This is a genomic window from Altibacter lentus (genome assembly GCF_000746845.1).
GTDB classification, from domain to species: Bacteria; Bacteroidota; Bacteroidia; order Flavobacteriales; family Flavobacteriaceae; genus Altibacter; species Altibacter lentus.
Genome location: NZ_KN050846.1, coordinates 215,502 through 236,179, shown reverse-complemented (window position 1 = coordinate 236,179; position 20,678 = coordinate 215,502). Strand labels below are relative to the sequence as shown.

The window sequence follows — 20,678 nt, the reverse complement described above, 5'->3', positions numbered from 1 at the left end:
AGCTCTAAGGTATAAATTCCTTTTAAGGTTTGCTATCTTTAGCCAATGAAAGTTTTACTCACCCACATCAAAGAACTGTTGCAAGTTCGGGACGCGGCACCCAATTTGGTTTCCGGAAAGGACATGGCCACGCTCCCAACCATAAAGAATGCTTGGTTACTGCTGGAAGGAGATCGTATTGCAGACTACGGAAGTATGGATACCGTGCCTCAGCACGAAGTTTCAGAAACCATCGATTGTTCCGGAAAAATGGTCTTGCCAACCTGGTGCGATTCGCACACACACCTGGTCTATGCAGGGAATCGAGAGCAAGAGTTCGTCGACCGAATTAAAGGGTTGAGCTATCAAGAGATCGCACAAAAAGGAGGCGGCATTGTAAATAGTGCTAAAAAATTACAAAATACTCCCGAAGAAGAGCTCTACCGCCAATCGGCTGCTCGATTGGAAGAGGTAATGCGTTTAGGTACCGGTGCCATTGAAATAAAGAGCGGTTACGGATTGACCACCGAAGCAGAACTAAAAATGCTTCGGGTAGCGAAAAAATTAGCAGAGAAATACCCTATTTCGGTACGTACTACGTTTTTGGGCGCACATGCCATTCCTTCAGAATATAAAGGAAATAAGAATGGATACATGGATTTACTTTGTAACGAAATGCTACCAAAAGTGGCTTCTGAAAATCTGGCCGAGTATGTAGATGTCTTTTGCGAAGAAGGGTATTTTTCAGTAGAAGATACCCACAGACTGCTCTCTGAAGCAGCTTCCTATCATTTAATTCCGAAGATCCACGTCAATCAGTTCACTGCACTGGGTGGTATTGCCGCAGGGGTACAACACAACGCGCTAAGTGTCGATCATTTGGAAGTACTTACAGACGCCGATATTGCAGCCTTGCAGGGTAGCAAGACGATGCCTGTGGCGCTTCCCTCCTGCTCTTATTTCTTAAGTATTCCTTATACCCCGGGACGTAAGCTAATTGATGCCGGATTACCTCTTGCGCTCGCAACCGATTACAATCCGGGTTCAACGCCCAGCGGGAATATGAACTTTGTGGTAGCAACCGCCTGCATCAAGATGAAATTAACACCGGAAGAAGCGATCAATGCTGCTACCCTAAACGGTGCTTATGCCATGGGCCTAAGTAGTTCGCATGGCAGCATCACGAAAGGAAAAAAAGCGAATGTTATTATTACCAAAGAGATTCCTTCGTACGGTTATCTACCTTACGCTTTTGGCAGTAACTTGATCGATGCTGTCATTATAAATGGTGAACAGTTATGAGTTCGGTGATCTTTTATACCGAAGAAGAGGTTCGCTCGCTTGTTACTAAACGGGAGGGAGAAGTAAAATTTGGAGAGGTCCTTTCGGTCGCACAAGATTGGCAAAGCCTTCAAACCAGCAAGCATCCCTATGTGCTGCTAGGTATTCCTGAAGACATTGGGGTTCGTGCTAATTACGGGATACCGGGAACTTCCCAGGCATGGACGCAGGCACTGCGCATGTTGTGTAACATACAAGAGAACGAATTCACTCAACCCGAGAGGATCTTACTCTTAGGTGAGATCGATTGCCGGGACGAAGTAAGTGCTCTTGCGCCGGTAGCAAAAGATGATGCCTTGAATACACAACGATTAGGATCCTTGGTGTCTAATATAGATGTTAAAGTCTCAGAAGTTGTGACTTCTATAATAAAAGCCGGTAAAATTCCTATTCTCATTGGGGGTGGTCACAACAATAGTTACGGAAACCTAAAAGGAGCCAGTCTGGCTTTGGGTGCCCCTGTTAACTGTATAAATTTTGATGCTCATACCGATTTCAGGGCATTGGAACACAGGCATAGCGGCAACGGATTCTCCTACGCGTTCAACGAAGGGTATCTTGGGAAATATTTTATTTTCGGCTTGCATCAAAATTATACCTCTCAATCAGTCTTTGATGCTATGAAAAAACATAAGGACCGTATCCAATTTGCACGTTTCGATTCGCTTCTTCAAGAGAATAACAGCTCATTTGAAGGGTTTTTACAAGAGGCAGCTAACTTTTGCGGGACCAGTCCATTTGGATTAGAACTGGACATGGATGCCATTGCAGAGATGGGTAGCAGCGCTCAATCGCCATGTGGGTTCTCGGTTATGGAGGCCCGGTCTTTCGTGCGTTATTTCGCCGCAAAAGGCCACTGCTCCTACATCCATATCTGCGAAGGGAATCCTTCCAAGGAGTCGTTCGCCAACCAAGTCGCAAAAACGATAGCCTATTTAATAAGCGACGTGATATCCGTCGAGCCGTCATGATTACAGCATTTCAACCCAAATATAAAGGAGCGTTCTACGACCTCAATATTGAATGGCTGGAGACCTACTTTTATGTCGAAGATTTTGACAGAGAGGTGTTGCGGCGACCCGAACACTATATTCTTGATCCCGGAGGACACATTTTCTTTGCGGTTGAAGAGGATCGCGTTTTGGGGACGGTTGCACTGTTAAAAAGAGCTGAAGGCGTATTTGAACTAACTAAAATGGCGGTGCTGCCGGAGGAACGAGGAAAAAAGATAGGTCAAAAACTCATGCAACACTGTATCGATTTTGCGAAAGTGCAGCAGTTTAAGAAACTCTTTCTGTATTCCAATACCAAATTAGCCAATGCTATTTTCATCTACCGCAAATTTGGATTCATTGAAATTCCGGTGGAACCTGACAGTCCGTATGAGCGAAGTAATATAAAAATGGAACTGCCGCTTTCATAAAGTGATGGAATACAGTTTATTATTTTCTGAAAAAATTGTATTTTCAAGAAAAATATCCGGTATGAAAAAAATTAGCTTCCTTGTTCTCATCACTATCACCCTTTTTGCCTGTAACAATAAGAAAACTGCTTCACAAAAAGATAGTGCCGTTGTGGTGGACAGTACGACCCTTGATTTTGAGCCTCAAGAGGTGGCGTTCAACATTCAACCCATTTCCCACGCCACCATGGTCCTAACGTGGAATGGCAGCATTATATACGTTGATCCCGTTGGCGGGTTAACCGCTTTTGAAGGACAGCCGGAACCCGATATCATTCTGGTGACAGATATACACGGTGACCACCTTAATGTCGAAACCCTAACAGCAGTTGTAAAAGACAAGACACATCTTTTTGCACCACAAGCTGTGTTCGATGAACTTTCAGAAGCGCTTCAGAAAAAGACAATGGTTCTCAACAATGGAAATTCTGCAAACATACTAGGTTTTACAATTACGGCTGTTCCTATGTACAATCTTCCGGAAACGGATGATAGCCGACATCCCAAAGGACGTGGAAATGGCTATGTGATCGAAAAAGACAACCGCCGTGTGTATATCTCGGGTGATACCGAAGATATTCCCGAAATGCGCCAACTGGAGAACATCGATATCGCTTTTGTCTGTATGAATCTTCCTTACACCATGACCGTAGAAAGTGCGGCCGATGCGGTGTTGGATTTTTCACCCGATACGGTATATCCGTACCATTACCGCGGCAAGGATGGACTTAGTGATGTAGAAAAATTTAAGCGCCTGGTAGAAATGGCAAATCACGATATTAAAGTGACGCAGTTGGACTGGTACCCCAAAAAATAACTGAATGAAAAAATCATGCGTCTTCCTCCTATGCATAGTTACCGTTTCATTGGGTTTCGGGCAGCAGGTAGCAGACTCGCTGTACAATCCGCCAATTTTAAATCCGGAATATGAAAAAGGTGAAGGCCCTGTAGTCTTAATTGACGAAGGTCATTTCAACTTTCATACTAAGGATGGACGGTATGGAGCCTTTGCAGCGCTTTTGGAACGAGACGGTTATGTTGTAGATGGATACAAAGGTGCTTTTACCAAAGAAGGCTTACAAAAAGGAAAAATACTTGTAATTTCTAATGCTTTAAATGAAAAGAGTGTCGGCAATTGGGTCAATCCCACATTGTCTGCTTTTACTGAAACTGAAATAAAAACGGTTAAAAAGTGGGTTGAAGACGGCGGAAATCTATTCCTTATCGCAGACCATATGCCGCTGGCCGGTGCTGCCGCCGACCTTGCTGCTGCATTTGATATTGAGTTCACGAACGGTTTTGTCTTTGACACTATATCTCGCGGCCCTGCATTCTTCAATAAAAAGGAAGGGACACTTTTGGAAAACTCCATCACCAACGGTAGAAATGCTTCCGAGAAAGTAACCGAAGTCGTTAGTTTTACGGGTCAGGCATTCCGGTCCAACGTTCCTGTAAAACAACTCTTGGTGCTGGACGAACGCTATGTAAATCTCCTTCCCGATACGGCCTGGGTATTTCATAAGAGAACTCCCAGACGAGAAGCAGACGGCTGGTCGCAGGGAGCTTATCTTGAAGTTGGCAAAGGACGTCTGGTGGTCTTTGGAGAAGCGGCTATGTTCTCTGCACAATTAGCCGGCCCCGAAAAGAACAAGATGGGGATGAACAACCCTATCGCTCCTCAAAATTACCAGCTGTTATTGAATATCATCCATTGGTTGGACGGGAAGTTGTAGGGCCACAGCCTTTTATTTAAACTTCTCAAACCACGCCAGTGTATGTGCTACCTTGGTAATTAAATTACTGGGACGGGAAGCGATCCCGTGAGAGGCTTCCGGTATTTCTACCAGCACGGTCTCGATCTTTCGCAACTTCAATGCGTGATACAATTGCTTGGCTTCACTGGGTGGCGTACGTAGATCGTTCATTCCTACCATCACCATGGTGGGCGTTTCCACATTCCCAACTAAAGAGATGGGGGAGAATTTCCAGTAGTTCTCAAAGTTCTCCCAAGGCTGACCCGGATACCTGGAGTCGGCATAACCATAATAGTTATCGGCTGTGAGCGTCTTAGAAATCCAGTTCATGACCGGTTTGGCAACCACCGCAGCTTTAAAACGGTTGTTCTTTCCAATGATCCAAGCGGTCATGATTCCTCCGGCACTTCCTCCCGTGACATATAATCGGTTCTCATCAGCAATACCTTTTTTGATCAACTCGTCCACACCGTCCATCACGTCGTTGTAGTCCTCACCGGGATAATTATTGAACAACAAGTTTCCAAACTCCTCTCCGTAACTGGTACTACCCCTTGGATTTGGATAAAACACGGCGTAACCTTCTGCTGCGTAAAGTTGTATTTCTGCCGAAAAATGAGGTCCGTAGTTTAAGATCGGGCCTCCATGATTCTCGACCAGCAAAGGCACTTTGGTGCCGGCTCTATAATTTGGCGGATATACGATCCAACCTTGTATCTTTCTTCCGTCTATGCTGGAAGTATACCAGATCTCTTCAACTTTTCCCAAGGTACGGTAGCCCAAAAGGTCTCCGTTAAGATCGGTAAGTACACGTGCATTCTTTCCTTTTGAACCGGTGATCGCTACATCCGATGGACGATCGGGACGTGAACGTGTATAGGCAATGGTCCCTTTTTCTGAAACACTAAAGCTCCCACTGGCATACGGTCTTCCCAATGTGGTTCCTCCTACATCCGAAACGATATCCGTCACCGAACCGTTCATATCCATATAGGCAATCTTAGTGAGCCCCAGATCGTTGTACATAAAATAGACCCCTTTACTGTCTGAAGCCCAAACGACCACATCCACATCGCGGTCCAGATTTGCCGAGACAGTGCGCTTTTCCGAACCGTCGAGTTGCATAAGCTGTAGGGTCTGTACTTGGTAAGCTTGCACCCTATCTTCAAAACCGGTATAGGCTACGTATGCGCCGTTAGGGGAGACCACCGGGGATCCATCGGGTCCGCTCCGCTCGGTCAATTGCGTGATGACCCCGGTCCGGGTGTGTACAGCATATACTTCCGAATTGCGAAACTCATACTCCCAATCGGTATTTCTATTTGCCGAAAAAAGGATCTTTTGGCTGTCGGGCGTCCATGACAAAGCACCACTATGGTTAAAATCACCGCTCGTTACTTGCAGCGGACTGCCTCCTTCCGAAGGAATTGTAAAGATATGCGTAAAACCGGGTTTAATATAGCCTGCACCATCGGCCTCATGCTTCAGCCGGTCGGTGATACGAGGTGCTTCAGCCCATTTTGCATCTTTAGGCTTTGGCGGCATCTTCGCTAAAACAGGCGGCTGAGCATTTACTTTCATCGTGAAAGCAATGCGTTTTCCGTCTGGTGACCATGTTAGCGAGCCGGGACTGTTCTCCAGTTGGGTGAGTTTTGCGACTGCACCCGTGTTTGTCCAGTAGACATAAAGCTCACTGCCCGCATCTGTGCTGCTTACAAAGGCAATTCGATCACCGGAAGGCGACCATTTAGCCGAACTCTCATTCCCTTCGTTGGCAGTTAGTTTATGATGGATGTTTCGGTCGTCTGTACTTAGCAGCCATAAATTACCTTTCGACCTGTCTTTCATGATATCGAACCCCATACGGCGGTACACTACGTAGTCCCCATCGGGTGAGATTTGTGGATCGGCGGCATATTCTAATTGAAATACATCCAGATAGTCAAAATTTTTCTGAAGCTGCGCGTGCAGAGAAAAGCTGGTTAGGCAGGCAATAAAAATAAGGGAACGAAATAGTATAGACATCATTTAATTTTTTTTTTTGAAACTGAAAGATACTTCTTTTGCAAGGGTTTTTCAAATTAAGATGCATTCGCCTATCTTTGAACAAATTGCTATGTCATGAAAAAAATTATTTTCCTCGTATCGGTTGCTCTACTGATCTTTTCCGTGTTTATTTTTTCTGAAAAAGAACCGCGTGCTACGAAAGCCACGCTTCAAAATTTTAAGGAATATCCGCACGAATGGATGTACAATCAGCGTGCCTACCCCAATAATATCATTAATAAGGGAGCTATGGAGAATGCCTTGGCTCAATCACGAGCCATCCTCTCTTCGCGCCCGGAAAGCAACGGTAGCGACTGGACCCTGGTAGGACCCCTGAATACAGGAGGACGAATAACCGATGTGGCCATTGACCCTACTAATGACGACGTTCTGTACGTGGGAGCCGCTACAGGTGGTGTTTTTAAAACGACCAATGGCGGGACGAGCTGGACGCCTATTTTCGATCAAATAGGAAAACCCTCCATAGGCGATATCGCTATTGCTCCTTCCAATGCACAAAGGTTGTATGTAGGAACGGGTGAAGCCAACGGAAGTGCTACCGACGGGGCTTATTTTGGCGACGGCGTCTATCGATCGGACGATGGTGGGAATAACTGGATGAACGTAGGTTTAAACGATTCAGATCATATTGCCCGAATTGTTGTAGACCCAACAAACCCCGACAGGGTTTTTGCAGCGGCCACAGGACGACTGTACGGGTATAACAATGAACGGGGTATCTATCGTTCTACCAATGCAGGTGCCAATTGGGAGCAAGTCCTCTTTGTAACAGATTCCACTGCGGCTATCGATGTGGTCATGAATCCTCAGAATACCAATATCCTTTTCGCAGCCATGTGGGAACGTACCCGCAAGCCCTGGCAACGGGATTATGGCGGTGTGACTTCTGCGATACACCGCTCGACAGACGGCGGAAACACATGGACCCAACTAGGTGCATTGAATGGGCTTCCCGCACCTAACGGACAAACAGGCCGTATTGGACTTGCGATCTCACAATCCAATCCTGCTACGGTCTATGCACGTTATACCACCAATGAGATCACCAATACCTTTAACGGACTCTACCGTTCGAACGACAACGGAAACACCTGGTCATTGGTTACGCTTTCAGATCTCGCAGGTATCGATGCGAATTTTGGATGGTATTTTGGGAACATAAGAGTAAGTCCTACAGATCCTGATGAAGTATTCGTTTTGGGCCAAGGAATTGCACGAACCACTACCGGCGGAGCAAGTTGGGAAACTATCAATGGGATGCATGTGGACCATCATGCTCTAGAGTATTCTTCCACAAATCCAAATTTTCTTTTGGCCGGAAATGACGGAGGTGCGTATACCTCTCAAAATGGAGGAACCTCATGGACAAAATTCACTAACCTTCCTATCACTCAGTTTTACAATATTGAAGTAGACAACCTGGAGCCCGATGGCGTCTATGGGGGTACTCAGGACAATAACACCATACGAACTCTTACGGCGGGAACCAACGACTGGAACTCGATCTGGGGAGGTGACGGATTTCACGTAAATGTCGATCCGGTTGATAATAACTTCATATATGTCGAAGCTCAATATGGGAATCTAGGGCGCTCTACCAATGGTGGAGCCAGCTTTTCAAGTGCCACTGCGGGTATTAACGGTGGGGATCGAAACAACTGGAATACACCGGTGGTCCTTTCTCCTTTCAACCCCGAAAAAGTGTATTATGGTACCAACCGTTTGTATATATCAGACAGAGCCGTACTATGGAGTCCGATAAGTCCGGACCTCACTAATGGACAACATCCCAGCGGTTCTTTGTCCTATGGCACGTTAACTGCCATTGCACCCTCTTACAATAATCTGGATGTTATCTACACGGGGAGCGATGATGGCAACGTCCATGTTACCACAAACGGAGGTACCTCATGGGCCAATGTGAGTGGCGGACTGCCGGACCGGTATGTTACTTCTATCGCGATCTCACCAAGTGATGATGCCACCGCCTACATTACCTTTTCGGGGTTTAGTTTGCTCGACTATACACCCCATGTCTTTAAAACCATTGACGGCGGACAAAACTGGACAGACATATCGGGGAATCTCCCCAGCATTCCTGTAAACGACATTGTACTCACGCAGGACGAACAATTACTCTTTGTAGCAACCGACACGAACGTATGGTATTCTTCGAACGAAGGAACTAGTTGGAATATTCTGGGCAACGACCTGCCTATAACAGTGATAAGAGACCTAAAGATCCACGAACCCACAAACATGTTGTATGCGGGCACCTTCGGAAGATCCATTCACCAATACGACCTTTCCAATATCGTACTGGATGTTTCAGATTATATTAATTCCGAAGAAAGCATCACACTGTATCCTAATCCTAGTCGGGGCTCTTTTCAAATATCGCATACCCTGAACACGCAGGGTACGATCACGCTTTACGATCTCTTCGGAAAAAAAGTTCGCGTATTGTTCGAAGGAACCTTCAGCAGTGCAGCACCCCTGTCTTTTTCTACGGAAGGTATTTCAGAAGGAATTTACTTTGTGAACATCACAGGGAATGGTCGTACAGTTACCAAGAAACTTCTCGTTAAGTAAAAGGAACGTTATACCCATATACTGTCGCATGTCTCAAGCCGACATGCGACAGTATATTGAATGTTTATTAGGAAATTCTTATCGGATCAATTTCTTGTACTTGATGCGTTTAGGCAGAAGATCTCCTCCCAGGCGCTTCTTCTTGTTCTCTTCGTAATCGCTAAAACTTCCCTCGAAGAAATAGACCTCACTGTTTCCTTCAAAGGCAAGTATATGTGTACAAATTCTGTCGAGGAACCACCGGTCGTGAGAGATTACCACGGCACAGCCTGCAAAATTCTCCAAACCTTCCTCCAAAGCTCGCAGGGTATTTACATCAAGGTCGTTGGTGGGCTCATCCAGCAACAGGACGTTTCCTTCTTCCTTTAATGTCATGGCCAAATGCAGACGGTTGCGTTCACCTCCCGAAAGCGCCGAAACTTTTTTATTCTGTTCGCTTCCGCTAAAGTTGAACCGACTGAGATAAGCGCGGGAATTCACCTGCTTGCCGCCCATCATGATCAATTCCTGGCCGTCGCTAAAATTCTCCCAGATACTTTTATCGGGATTGATATTGGAATGCGCTTGATCTACATACGCGATCTTCGCTGTGTCACCCACTATAAATTCACCTTTATCCGGTGTCTCTTCTCCCATGATCATTCTAAAGATCGTCGTTTTTCCCGCACCGTTCGGACCAATGATCCCCACGATCCCTGCTTGAGGCAGTTTGAAGTTTAGGTCGTCATAGAGTAATTTGTCACCATATCCCTTAGCAACCCCCTTGGCCTCGATCACATTGGTTCCCAGACGCGGACCGTTGGGGATGTAGATCTCCAGCTTCTCGTCCAACTGCTTCTGATCTTGACTCATTAACTTGTCGTAGTTGTTCAAACGGGCTTTTTGCTTTGCTTGGCGTCCTTTGGGGGCCATTCGTACCCACTCCAACTCGCGCTCCAGGGTCTTCTGTCGCTTACTGGCTTGTTTTTGTTCCTGTGCAAGTCGCTTCGATTTTTGATCCAGCCAAGAGCTGTAATTTCCTTTCCACGGAATCCCCTCACCGCGATCCAGTTCCAAGATCCAACCGGCCACATTGTCCAGAAAGTACCGGTCGTGTGTTACGGCGATCACCGTTCCTTTATAGGCCGCTAAATGATGTTCCAGCCAGTGTACACTCTCTGCATCCAAATGGTTGGTGGGCTCATCCAGCAATAGCACATCCGGCTCTTGTAGCAATAATCGGCATAAGGCAACACGACGACGCTCTCCCCCGGACAAAACGCCTATCTTCTTATCGGGTTCCGGAGTGCGTAAGGCATCCATGGCGATCTCGAGTTTGGTGTCTAGTTCCCAGGCATCACTGGCATCGATCTTATCTTGAAGGACCGCTTGACGATCCATTAATTTTTGCATCTTGTCCGGATCGCTGTACACTTCTTCCAGACCAAACATGTCGTTGATCTTATTGTATTCGTCCAAAATGGCAACCGTTTCGGCCGCCCCTTCCCTAACCACTTCAAGCACTGTCTTCTCATCGTCCAGCTTGGGTTCCTGTTCCAAGTAGCCTACACTGTAGCCGGGAGCAAAGACCACATCCCCCTGGTAGTTCTTTTCCACGCCTGCGATGATCTTCAGCAAGGTAGATTTTCCACTTCCATTCAACCCCAGGATACCGATCTTGGCACCGTAGAAAAAACTTAAATAAATATTCTTTAGGACCGGTGTTTGCGCATTTTGATACGTTTTCGTCACCCCGGACATCGAAAAGATCACTTTCTTATCGTCAGACATTTTTTTGTAATTTTTTTTTGATTATTTACTAGTGGGAGTAGATGGCGCAATCCTTGTTTGTAGCTTTCGGTCGCGCCAACGATCAAACCCCTTATACTCTTCCTTTCAAGGCATTGAATACCCAAGCAATGGCAAAGAAGCCAATTCCAACAGCGGCAAAGCCCCAGCCCGCCACATCGTCATATCGAAAGGCTCCCATGGCAATAAGTGCAACACCTACCACGATCATAATAAAGGTGGCCCATGCTAATACTGTATTTTTATTCATCATCTTATATGTTTTTTGGGCGTTTGCGCTCTAACGCGCACCGCGCTCTCACCAGTCGCTTCCGCCGGGGGCGGAGAGCTTCAACAATGGCTCGATCGCTAACGCATGTTCTAAACTGTTCCTATAATGTCACTAAAACAACGTATCGCAAATATCGGTAATAAAATAGATTTTTCAGTATGCAAAATACCATACTTTTGTATTTTTGAACAAATCTCAAGCACGCATGGATATTAACTTCAATAAAAACGAAGATCACAATAAACTCTTACTGTCCGATTTAAGAAAACGCCTCGCCGAAGTAAAATTGGGTGGTGGTGAAAAACGTATTGCAAAACACCATGCGAAAGGAAAAATGACCGCCCGGGAGCGTATCAATTATCTTTTGGATGATAAAAAACCTACCATCGAAATTGGCGCATTCGCAGGAGACGGTATGTACGAAGAACATGGAGGGGCCCCCAGCGGCGGTGTGGTCGTGAAAATGGGCTACGTTAAAGGGAAACAGTGTATTGTGGTCGCAAACGATGCCACCGTAAAAGCAGGTGCCTGGTTTCCTATCACGGCAAAGAAGAATCTTCGGGCACAGGAGATCTCCATAGAGAACCGGCTTCCCATCATCTATCTCGTGGACAGCGCCGGTGTGTATCTGCCAATGCAGGATGAGATCTTCCCGGACAAAGAACATTTTGGACGGATCTTTCGGAACAATGCCGTCATGAGCAGTATGGGAATCATACAGATCTCTGCGGTCATGGGCAGCTGTGTCGCGGGTGGGGCGTATCTCCCTATTATGAGTGACGAAGCGCTTATTGTGGATAAGACCGGAAGTATCTTCCTCGCAGGAAGCTATCTGGTAAAAGCCGCTATTGGCGAAAGTATCGATAATGAAACCTTGGGCGGTGCTACCACCCACTGCGAGATAAGTGGTGTGACCGATTACAAAGCGAAAGACGATAAAGATGCATTGGACACCATCAAAAATATCATGTCCAAAATTGGAGATTATGATAAAGCGGGCTTTAACCGGGATACACCGGCCAAGCCCAAGGAGAACCCGGATGACATTCACGGTATCCTCCCTCGCTCCCGAGCCGATCAATACGATATGCTCGAGATCATCAAACGACTGGTGGACAACAGCGCATTCGAACAATATAAGGAAGGGTACGGAAAAACCATCCTCACCGGCTATGCCCGCATTGACGGCTGGGCTGTTGGTATCGTGGCGAACCAGCGTAGTTTGGTAAAGACCACAAAGGGCGAAATGCAGTTTGGCGGTGTGATCTACAGTGATAGTGCCGATAAGGCCACGCGATTTATAGCAAATTGCAATCAGAAAAAAATCCCTTTGGTCTTTCTACAAGACGTCACCGGTTTTATGGTGGGTAGTAAAAGTGAGCACGGCGGGATCATTAAAGACGGTGCAAAAATGGTGAATGCCGTTAGCAACAGTGTGGTCCCAAAATTTACGATCGTTATAGGTAATTCGTATGGTGCGGGTAATTATGCCATGTGCGGAAAAGCCTACGATCCACGGCTCATTGCCGCCTGGCCCAGTGCCGAACTTGCCGTCATGAGCGGTAACAGTGCCGCAAAGGTGCTTTTACAGATAGAAACTGCCTCCTTGAAGAAAAAGGGAGAGACCATCACCCCGGAGGTCGAAAAAGAACTCTTCGACCGGATCAAGGCACGTTACGATAGACAAATATCACCATATTATGCAGCTTCCCGCCTGTGGACAGACGCAGTGATCGATCCTTTGGATACCCGAAAATGGATCTCCATGGGGATCGAAGCAGCGAACCACGCTCCTATGGAAAAGCCCTTCAATCTGGGGGTGATCCAGGTATAGTCGCGCTGCATATTGACAAAAAGAAAAGAGCTGTGAAAATTCACAGCTCTTTTTTATGGTGCCTCAACAAGGAGGCGCTGGTTAGTTACAATTAAAAACTAAACGCACAGCGTAAGATCTTCGCCTTTTGTCCGGCAGTGATCAATCCATCATGCACCCAGTCGTTGGTCAATTGCCCTAAACAATGCAGGAACGCTCCTGTATTGGAAGCATTGTCCATACAATCCTGAATAAGATCGTTCATGGTACTACACTGTGTTACGAACACGTTAGGCACTCTTGAATTACACCCGTTAATGCGTACCTTATTGCGAACGTCTGAGTTAGGATGCGGATCCACATTATCGTTACACCCGTCACCATCTGCGTCGCAGGAGATGCCTGTAGTAACTATTTCATAATCATACGGAGTCGTTCCGCAATTTGCCCAATAATACACAGCTAGAGTATAACTTCCTGTAGAGGGTAACACTATAGCAGAATAAGGATCTCCAAAACATCCGGGATGAGGTATTTCATCATCTCCAAAGTCTAAAAAGGTCATGTTAGCACCTCCATTTAAAAAGTTAACACCGTCTGAATCATTAGTAGTGCCTTCGAAAAGTGAAAAAGCAGCATCCATCCCATCATCTAGACGATTCACCTGTATGGTGATATTATCACCGGCATTACCTTCAAAAGAATAATAGTTCCATCCCGTAGGGTTACCTATAGACTGTCCAGAATTTACGGTGCCTTGAACAACTTCATCACAAAGTTCTCCTACATAAGTCACCGGTGCACGTTGTGGTAAATTAGAGTTCGTTTCTCCATACAATTCTAACTTTTGCTCAAAAGTTAGATTCTCTTCCTGCGGAAGGTCGTTGGCCTGTTCTTTGGAACAGGAAAAGGTCATACTGAGTGCTATGCATAAGCCCAGCACAAAAACGTTGTTTTTTGTTTTCATATCGAATTAATATTGGTTAATAGTTTCTTAAATATACGTTAATTATCTATATTTTTTTTACTGAAATATTATTTTATCTAAATTTTTCGCAAAAAAATATTATTTTATTTAAGAATGTTATTTTTATCGTAATTTTTTAACGGTACGTCCGATTTTTACTATATACTTGAATTTGAAACTGTTGTGAAATGTTGGAGTTTTGAGGCCGAAATGCATCATAATAGTGTGTTCCATTCCTAAAAATGCGCTCCGCGCCGCTTAAAACAAGTAGATTTTCCTCCCGGTAAAGGCGATATCGATAAACGTACTAAAATATTCGTTCAACGCTATTTCCAGATTCACTATCTTTTGCAGGTGAAAACCGGTGCTTCCCTATCTTTTCAGAAAACATTCACTATTATACTGCTCATTCTTGCGGGAGAGGCGGTCTTCATCCTGCCCTTTGTACTGGCACGGGTCTTTCGCCCTACATTTTTAGATGTTTTCGAACTTACTAATTTAGAACTGGGCACCTGTTTTTCGGTCTACGGGATGGTTGCTTTTATCTCCTATCTCTTTGGTGGCAGTCTTGCCGATGCCTTCAAACCCAAGATACTCATTGCGGTGGCCTTGTTTCTCACTGCAGCCGGAGGGGTGGTCCTGGCTACCTATCCTTCAAATACTACACTACACCTGCTCTATGGGTATTGGGGCTTCACCACCATCTTCCTGTTCTGGGCGGCCATGATCAAAGCGACCCGTGTATGGGGTGGCCAACACCGACAAGGAAGAGCCTTCGGATTTCTGGACGGGGGTCGTGGACTCGTTGCCGCAGCCTTCGGATCTCTGGGGGTGTTCGTTTTTTCCCTTTTCATTACTTCCGAAATTGCCGAAGCGGCCTTCGCCGAGCGGAAAGAGGCGTTTAGGTATGTGATATTGATCTCCTCTGCGATCATAGGACTCATAGGGTTGCTGGTACTGTTCTTCTTGAGAAGTGACCCTTCCGAAGAACCGCTTGAATTGCCAAGACGTTCCTTCCACGAAACGCTCCTTAATTATGCTGTCGTTATAAAGATCCCAACGGTTTGGCTCTTAATGGTCATTATTCTTTGTGCCTACGTAGGCTATAAGATCACCGATGTCTTTTCGCTGTATGCAAGAGAGGTTATGTTATACAACGAGATCGAATCGGCAGAGGTGGGCACGTACCTGCTCTATATTCGTCCTGTGGTAGGTGTGGGCATCGGGTTTTTAGCAGATAAAACAAAAACCTCCTTGATGATGGTTTTAGGATTCGTGGTCATGTTGATCGGCTCGCTGCTCTTTGCTTCGGGCATATTGGGTCCTTCTGTATCGTTCTTCTTTTTACTTTCTTTACTTATCACAGCTACGGGTGTCTATGCGTTTAGAACCCTGTACTTCGCTGCGCTACAGGAAGGATATGTCCCCTTGGCGGTAACGGGAACTGCGGTGGGTCTTATCTCGCTTGTGGGGTATACTCCGGATATTTTTATGGGTCCTGCCATGGGATATCTGCTGGATGCTTCACCCGGAGAACCGGGACATCAGCACGTGTTCTGGATGCTTTCGGCTTTTACTGTTATAGGATTAGCGGCAGCCATCCGGTTTTACCGGATTACCCGAAACCCGCAGTTTATAGAAACAAAGACGCAATAATCCCGCGTAACCTTCAGAATAAATTTATAAAAATTTCTTTATTATTCTAATTATGAGTACCTTATGGTAGTCTAACACACAACCTTTTCAATCATGGGTACTATTAAGTCATTAAACAAATGGGCGAATGCGCATACCTATTATCCGCTGGATATTGTACGCGTTGCCCTAGGAGCTTTCCTTTTTATAAAAGGAATCAATTTCATGGCAGACGCGGCCATGTTGGTAGAACTCTTTGAGCCTTTGGAAGGATACGCCGGTGGCATGCTGGCGGTCCATTACGTTGCTCCCGCACATTTTATAGGGGGATTGTTGATCGCTTTCGGATTATTGACACGTTGGGCCGTGATCGCGCAATTACCGATACTGATAGGTGCCGTGCTCATCAATTTTCTGGGTGAATTTAACACCGGGAACTTCTTGCTGGCCAGCATTGTGTTACTTGTATGTATCTTCTTCCTGTTCTATGGCTCCGGAAAACATTCCGTAGACAAATATTTAAAGATGCAACAATAAGCGTTATCTTACCTGTATTGGCTTGATGGCTTCCTGTCTTCCATTTACATAACGGAAGCCATTAGGGCCAAAGTAACCGGCTTCTTCCAGCATGATGCGTATGTCCTTTCCCCATTCGGGAAGGTTGACCGTGGTATTGAGTTCAATCGCATAGACAGTATTGCGATGTAACGGATAATCTCCGTTAACAGGAACTCCTTCCTGTGAATCCCACATCCCAAAGGTAGTCCCGGCACTGTGACCGTAGGTCCCTAACGGATGGGTATATATGGAAGGTTCCAACCCTTCTTCCCTGCCCTGGGATAATGAAGTGAGCAAAATTTCATTCCCTGTTTTGCCTTCCTCAAAATTAGCTGTAAATATATCCTGTACCCTGTTCCCTTTTGAGAATGCCTGTTGCAGGAATTCTGGTACTTCGGTCTCTCCTTCCTTTAACACATAGGCGTGCTGCTGACAATCGGTATTAAGGCCTACGTAGGTAATACCAAAATCACAATGCAGCAGGTCTCCCCGTTGGATCACGGCATCTTTTTTTGCTTTACTGAAGGATTCAATATGACTCTTGAGTGCTTCTTGATTCCGCTGAATATCCACCGTTGGATGAAACCATGTCTCCAAACCCATATCTGTAACTTTTTGGCGCATCCACCAGACCACGTCATCGGTAGTAGTTTCCCCTGGGGTGATCACTTTAGCCGAGAATGCTTCATCGATGATATCGTGAGTGATCGCGACCAGGGTATTGTAAAGATCCATCTCCTTTTGCGTACGCGTTTCGATCCAAGCGATCGCCAATTTTTCAGCTGAAACCAGACGCTCCTTATAGGTTTCGGGCAAAGTATTCTGCAGCTCTTTATGATCGGTTTGAACGAGGCCGTCTGCGATTCCGAAATACTGAGAAGTGTTGATGCCAATGCGTTTAGGATCTCGTTCTTCTATGATCTCTACCAGGCGTTGCCATTGATCGGGTTGTTTTTCTTTGTCCCAGGCCGATGTAATGTTCTCGCCAACATCGTATCGTGCCACGGCCAATTTCTCTATGGTATTCTTTTCCTTATTTCTGTAAAAAACCAAGATCGTTCGTCTGCGAGCATTCAACCAGGTAGCGGGCAGCATGGTTCGCATCACCGGATCTTCGTTGTATTCGCGGGCAATGACCAGCCACATATCTATATCAGTGGCATCCATTAGTTGAGGAAGCAAGTTTGTAAATCGGTCTGCTAAGATCTCATCTCTTAGGGTCGCACGATCGCGTTCTGAAAGAATTTGAGCATTTAGGGATAACGAAACGAGCAAGAGAAGTAATAGGATTTTTTTCATAGTGATATTTTTATCCTTTAAAAGTAAACAGATTTCAGAAATAAAAAAAGGAGTGAACACCATCACTCCTCTTTATTTCCAATTACTGTTATGAAGTCTATTGATAACTCTTCACCAGTCTTATAAATTCTGCGCGATACCCTTCAGGGTCGTCGCCTTTTCCGGCTTCCGCAAGTGCTATAACATCTGCCGCTCTTTGAGTATTGATAAAAACAGATTTTCGCAATTGCATACCAAATAAGGCCACCGAAGCTGCATATTTGAAGTCGGAGGAAACCTCTTCAAAAGGGGTATCATTATCCAAAACAGTCCGTTCGATCAATTTGCTTATTTCCCCATCCGGTTCTTTATACCGAAATTTTACAGTGAGAACCTCATTAGAGTTGGCGATTAACTTGGCATTTGTATATTTCAGTCCAGGTACATTCTTTACATACATACTCTTTACCCCAACCGGTATGATCTCATACAGCGCCGTCACTGTATGACCACTTCCCAGCTCCCCGGCATCTTTGGTGTCATCTTGAAAATCCTCATCATTCAGCAAGCGATTCTCATATCCAATCAAACGGTAAGCTTGAACCTTATTAGGGTTGAACTCAATTTGTAGTTTCACATCTTTGGCTATGGTATACAGCGTCCCGAAAAACTCACTCCCCAATGTTTTGCGCGCCTCCTGCATGGTATCGATATAGGCATAATTCCCATTGCCTTTATCGGCCAGGGTCTCCATTTTAGAGTCTTTGTAATTTCCCATCCCGAAGCCCAAACACGTTAAAAAGACGCCGCTTTTTCGTTTTTCAACAATTAGATCTTCCATAGCACGATCGCTGGACGCACCAACATTAAAATCGCCGTCGGTAGCTAAAATTATCCTGTTGTTCCCTCCGGTTATAAAGTGCTCCTCTGCTATCTTATATGCAAGTTTTATACCTTCACCTCCGGCAGTAGATCCGCCGGCCGAAAGATCTTCAATTGCCTTCAAGATACGCTCCTTATTACTTCCGGACGTAGGGGACAATACCAATCCGGCCGCACCCGCATACACAACAATGGACACTTTATCCTCTGCCCTTAATTGTTCAACCAGCACTTGCAACGCCGATTTTAAAAGCGGTAACTTATTTGGTGATTCCATAGACCCGGAAACATCTAATAAGAAAACGAGGTTCGACGGAGGGATCCCTGAGGCCGAAATATCCTTGCCTCTTAGACCAATTCGCACAAGCTTAGCATCGCTGTTCCATGGTGAGGCCGCGATCTCTGTGGTTATTGAAAAAGGAGCATCTCCTTCGGGCTGCGGATAGTTGTAATTGAAATAATTTATCATCTCCTCCACTTTCACTGCATCTTTGGGCACCTCCTGACCGTTGTTTATAAATCTTCTTATATTACTATACCCGGCTCTGTCAACATCTATCGAAAAGGTACTAAGCGGTGCTGTTTCTACGCGTTTAAAGATATTTTCTTGAATTCTCCCATACGATTCGTTGTCTGTATTGGTATTTCTGTACCGGTTTATATTTTTTCCGTTCTTTCCGTATAACTGAAACACCGGACACTTTGCCTTGTAATGATCTTGCTCCGCGAATCCGAATGTTCCTTGCACTTCCGGCTGCACCGTAAGCTGTCACAACTACTTCTTCCAGTTGTGCACCTGCGTTCATCTGAAGGTTGAGAATGCTCTTTCCTGAATTAATTTTAAATTCTTGCGACTCAAATCCTACATAAGAAAAGACCAAAGTGCTCCCTACCGAAGTGGTAATGCTGTAATTTCCATCGAAGTCTGTCTGACTTCCATTAGTGGTTCCTTTTTCAATGATGTTCACGCCCGGCAACGGTAGTCCGACATCATCGGTAACAGTGCCTGATACCGTGATTTGCTGTGCCGAAAGTTGAAGGGTGAACAATGTAAAAATAAACACTAGTACTACTGATTTCATAACGTTGTGGTTTTATGATTCAAGGATAAAACTACGTTGTAAGATGTGCTTATAAAACCAGTATTGAGGTAATCGTTGTTTTTAGTTAGGCAACGCACCTAAAGGATGAGGATGCGCTTGGGACTATCGATATTTCTGCATGACCTGCAGTACATCCGCTCTTTTGATCTTCCCGGTTTCGGTGTAAGGGAATTTTGAGATGGAATACACTCTTTTAGGACGTTCATAGGCGTCTAATGTTGCAAATGCTTCAGAGTAGTTGGGGATACTGCCGCTGCGGTCACTCTCAAATATAAGGATAACCCGTTCGCCCAGTTCGGGGTCTTTTTCCGAAGTAATGATAAAAGGAAGCTTGATAAAAGCCGACAGTTTTTCTTCGATCTTCTCGGGGAATAATTTGATCCCGCCGGAATTGATAAGGTTGTCGTACCTGCCCAACCACCGAAACGATGAAGGAGATTCTAAATGTACCAGATCGTTGGTGACGATAGATTCTGAAAGGATCTCGGGCGCGTGTATTACCAGACAGCCGCGATCATCTAGAGCGAACTTTACATTGGGTAAAGCAGCGTAAATATCAGACCGAGCCGGGCCATTGACCCTGCGAACGGCTATATGCGTACTCGTTTCGGTCATGCCGTAGGTTGCAAAGGCTTCTGTTGGAACCTGCTGAAGCTTTTCTTCCAGTGTCGCAGAAACGGGTCCGCCACCTATGATCAATTTTTTGACCTTTACCAGTGCCTTGATGGAATGTATCACCTGGTAGGGAACCATTGCTACGAAATCGTAGTCGTTGTCGTATTGCGTAAGAGCATCTTTTTCGGGCGCCACTACATGGAGCTCCCAACCCAATACCATGGCACGCACCAACATCATCTTACCGGCTATAAAATTGGGAGGAAGGCATAACAAAGCAGATGTCTTGGCACCCAACTTGAAGAAGGTTCCTGTCGCTTTGGCACTGTTGACCATCCATTGCTTTTCGAGACGTATCTTCTTGGACCTGCCTGTCGCACCGGAGGTCTTTACCGAAATATACGTCTTACTGTTGAACCATTTTTGGATGAACTTACCAATACCAACCTCATGCTCATCCCCGTCCCGCACTAATTCAACCGCAAAATCAAGCAACTCTTCAACAGATTCGAAGTGGAGTCCGTTGAGGGTGAAATCGGGATGGAGTATGTGCGGGGTTGGATTCACAATAAG

17 protein-coding genes are annotated in these 20,678 nt (G+C 45.5%); 9 read left to right on the top strand and 8 right to left on the bottom strand.

From position 1 onward, the window contains the following. Positions 1 to 45: 45 nt before the first annotated feature. The 5 genes from hutI (at position 46) to JS40_RS01240 (ending at position 4,515) form a co-directional block, all read left to right on the top strand. Positions 46 to 1,281, top strand: a complete 1,236-nt coding sequence (gene hutI / locus JS40_RS01260; protein ID WP_034257795.1) for an imidazolonepropionase — start codon at positions 46 to 48, stop codon at positions 1,279 to 1,281. After that, positions 1,278 to 2,291, top strand: a complete 1,014-nt coding sequence (locus JS40_RS01255; RefSeq protein WP_034257794.1) for a formimidoylglutamase — start codon at positions 1,278 to 1,280, stop codon at positions 2,289 to 2,291. The genes hutI and JS40_RS01255 overlap by 4 nt, the downstream gene beginning before the upstream one ends. Beyond that, the gene (locus JS40_RS01250) at positions 2,288 to 2,743 is read left to right on the top strand and encodes a GNAT family N-acetyltransferase (protein WP_034257793.1); all 456 of its coding nucleotides are present in this window, start codon (positions 2,288 to 2,290) and stop codon (positions 2,741 to 2,743) included. Before JS40_RS01255 ends, JS40_RS01250 begins: the two co-directional genes overlap by 4 nt. A gap of 61 nt (positions 2,744 to 2,804) precedes the next feature. Further along, positions 2,805 to 3,599, top strand: a complete 795-nt coding sequence (locus JS40_RS01245; RefSeq protein ID WP_034261887.1) for an MBL fold metallo-hydrolase — start codon at positions 2,805 to 2,807, stop codon at positions 3,597 to 3,599. Positions 3,600 to 3,603: 4 nt separating this feature from the next. Then, complete coding sequence (locus JS40_RS01240; protein ID WP_034257792.1) at positions 3,604 to 4,515, top strand: hypothetical protein; 912 nt, start codon at positions 3,604 to 3,606, stop codon at positions 4,513 to 4,515. Between the two features lie 12 nt (positions 4,516 to 4,527). Here JS40_RS01240 and JS40_RS01235 read toward each other — a convergent pair whose 3' ends face one another. Beyond that, the gene (locus JS40_RS01235; RefSeq protein ID WP_394332682.1) at positions 4,528 to 6,564 is read right to left on the bottom strand and encodes a S9 family peptidase; all 2,037 of its coding nucleotides are present in this window, start codon (positions 6,562 to 6,564) and stop codon (positions 4,528 to 4,530) included. Positions 6,565 to 6,657: 93 nt separating this feature from the next. Here JS40_RS01235 and JS40_RS01230 point away from each other — a divergent pair, with 93 nt between their 5' ends. After that, on the top strand, positions 6,658 to 9,195 hold the full coding sequence (locus JS40_RS01230; RefSeq protein ID WP_051957452.1) for a VPS10 domain-containing protein: 2,538 nt from the start codon (positions 6,658 to 6,660) through the stop codon (positions 9,193 to 9,195). 78 nt (positions 9,196 to 9,273) lie between these two features. Here JS40_RS01230 and ettA read toward each other — a convergent pair whose 3' ends face one another. Further along, positions 9,274 to 10,965: an energy-dependent translational throttle protein EttA gene (gene ettA, locus JS40_RS01225; RefSeq protein WP_034257790.1), complete on the bottom strand. Its 1,692-nt coding sequence runs from the start codon at positions 10,963 to 10,965 to the stop codon at positions 9,274 to 9,276. A gap of 91 nt (positions 10,966 to 11,056) precedes the next feature. Further along, the gene (locus JS40_RS01220) at positions 11,057 to 11,233 is read right to left on the bottom strand and encodes a CAL67264 family membrane protein (RefSeq protein WP_233273971.1); all 177 of its coding nucleotides are present in this window, start codon (positions 11,231 to 11,233) and stop codon (positions 11,057 to 11,059) included. A gap of 226 nt (positions 11,234 to 11,459) precedes the next feature. On the opposite strand from JS40_RS01220, the gene JS40_RS01215 reads away from it, so the two are divergent. Next, entirely contained in the window at positions 11,460 to 13,088 is a 1,629-nt protein-coding gene (locus tag JS40_RS01215) for an acyl-CoA carboxylase subunit beta (protein WP_034257788.1), read from the top strand. A gap of 91 nt (positions 13,089 to 13,179) precedes the next feature. On the opposite strand, the gene JS40_RS01210 is transcribed toward JS40_RS01215, so the two are convergent. Continuing rightward, positions 13,180 to 14,034 carry a hypothetical protein gene (locus tag JS40_RS01210; RefSeq protein WP_152558103.1) on the bottom strand — a complete coding sequence of 285 codons (855 nt, stop codon included), beginning with the start codon at positions 14,032 to 14,034 and terminating at the stop codon, positions 13,180 to 13,182. Positions 14,035 to 14,382: 348 nt separating this feature from the next. Between JS40_RS01210 and JS40_RS01205 the strand changes: the two genes are divergently transcribed. Together JS40_RS01205 and JS40_RS01200 are read left to right on the top strand one after the other, a co-directional pair. Beyond that, the gene (locus JS40_RS01205) at positions 14,383 to 15,690 is read left to right on the top strand and encodes an MFS transporter (RefSeq protein WP_233273931.1); all 1,308 of its coding nucleotides are present in this window, start codon (positions 14,383 to 14,385) and stop codon (positions 15,688 to 15,690) included. Positions 15,691 to 15,783: 93 nt separating this feature from the next. Then, entirely contained in the window at positions 15,784 to 16,206 is a 423-nt protein-coding gene (locus JS40_RS01200) for a DoxX family protein (RefSeq protein ID WP_034257785.1), read from the top strand. A gap of 3 nt (positions 16,207 to 16,209) precedes the next feature. Here the strand turns inward: JS40_RS01200 and JS40_RS01195 are convergent, their stop codons facing one another. The 4 genes from JS40_RS01195 to JS40_RS01180 form a co-directional block, all read right to left on the bottom strand. Next, entirely contained in the window at positions 16,210 to 17,526 is a 1,317-nt protein-coding gene (locus JS40_RS01195) for a M24 family metallopeptidase (RefSeq protein ID WP_034261883.1), read from the bottom strand. A 97-nt stretch (positions 17,527 to 17,623) separates the two neighbouring features. After that, entirely contained in the window at positions 17,624 to 19,081 is a 1,458-nt protein-coding gene (locus JS40_RS01190) for a vWA domain-containing protein (protein ID WP_316932500.1), read from the bottom strand. Next, a complete protein-coding gene (locus JS40_RS15650) occupies positions 18,981 to 19,469 on the bottom strand; it encodes a carboxypeptidase-like regulatory domain-containing protein (protein WP_034257784.1) in 489 nt (162 codons plus the stop codon). Before JS40_RS15650 ends, JS40_RS01190 begins: the two co-directional genes overlap by 101 nt. 123 nt (positions 19,470 to 19,592) lie before the next feature. Continuing rightward, positions 19,593 to 20,672: an AMP-binding protein gene (locus JS40_RS01180; RefSeq protein ID WP_152558102.1), complete on the bottom strand. Its 1,080-nt coding sequence runs from the start codon at positions 20,670 to 20,672 to the stop codon at positions 19,593 to 19,595. Positions 20,673 to 20,678 lie beyond the last annotated feature (6 nt).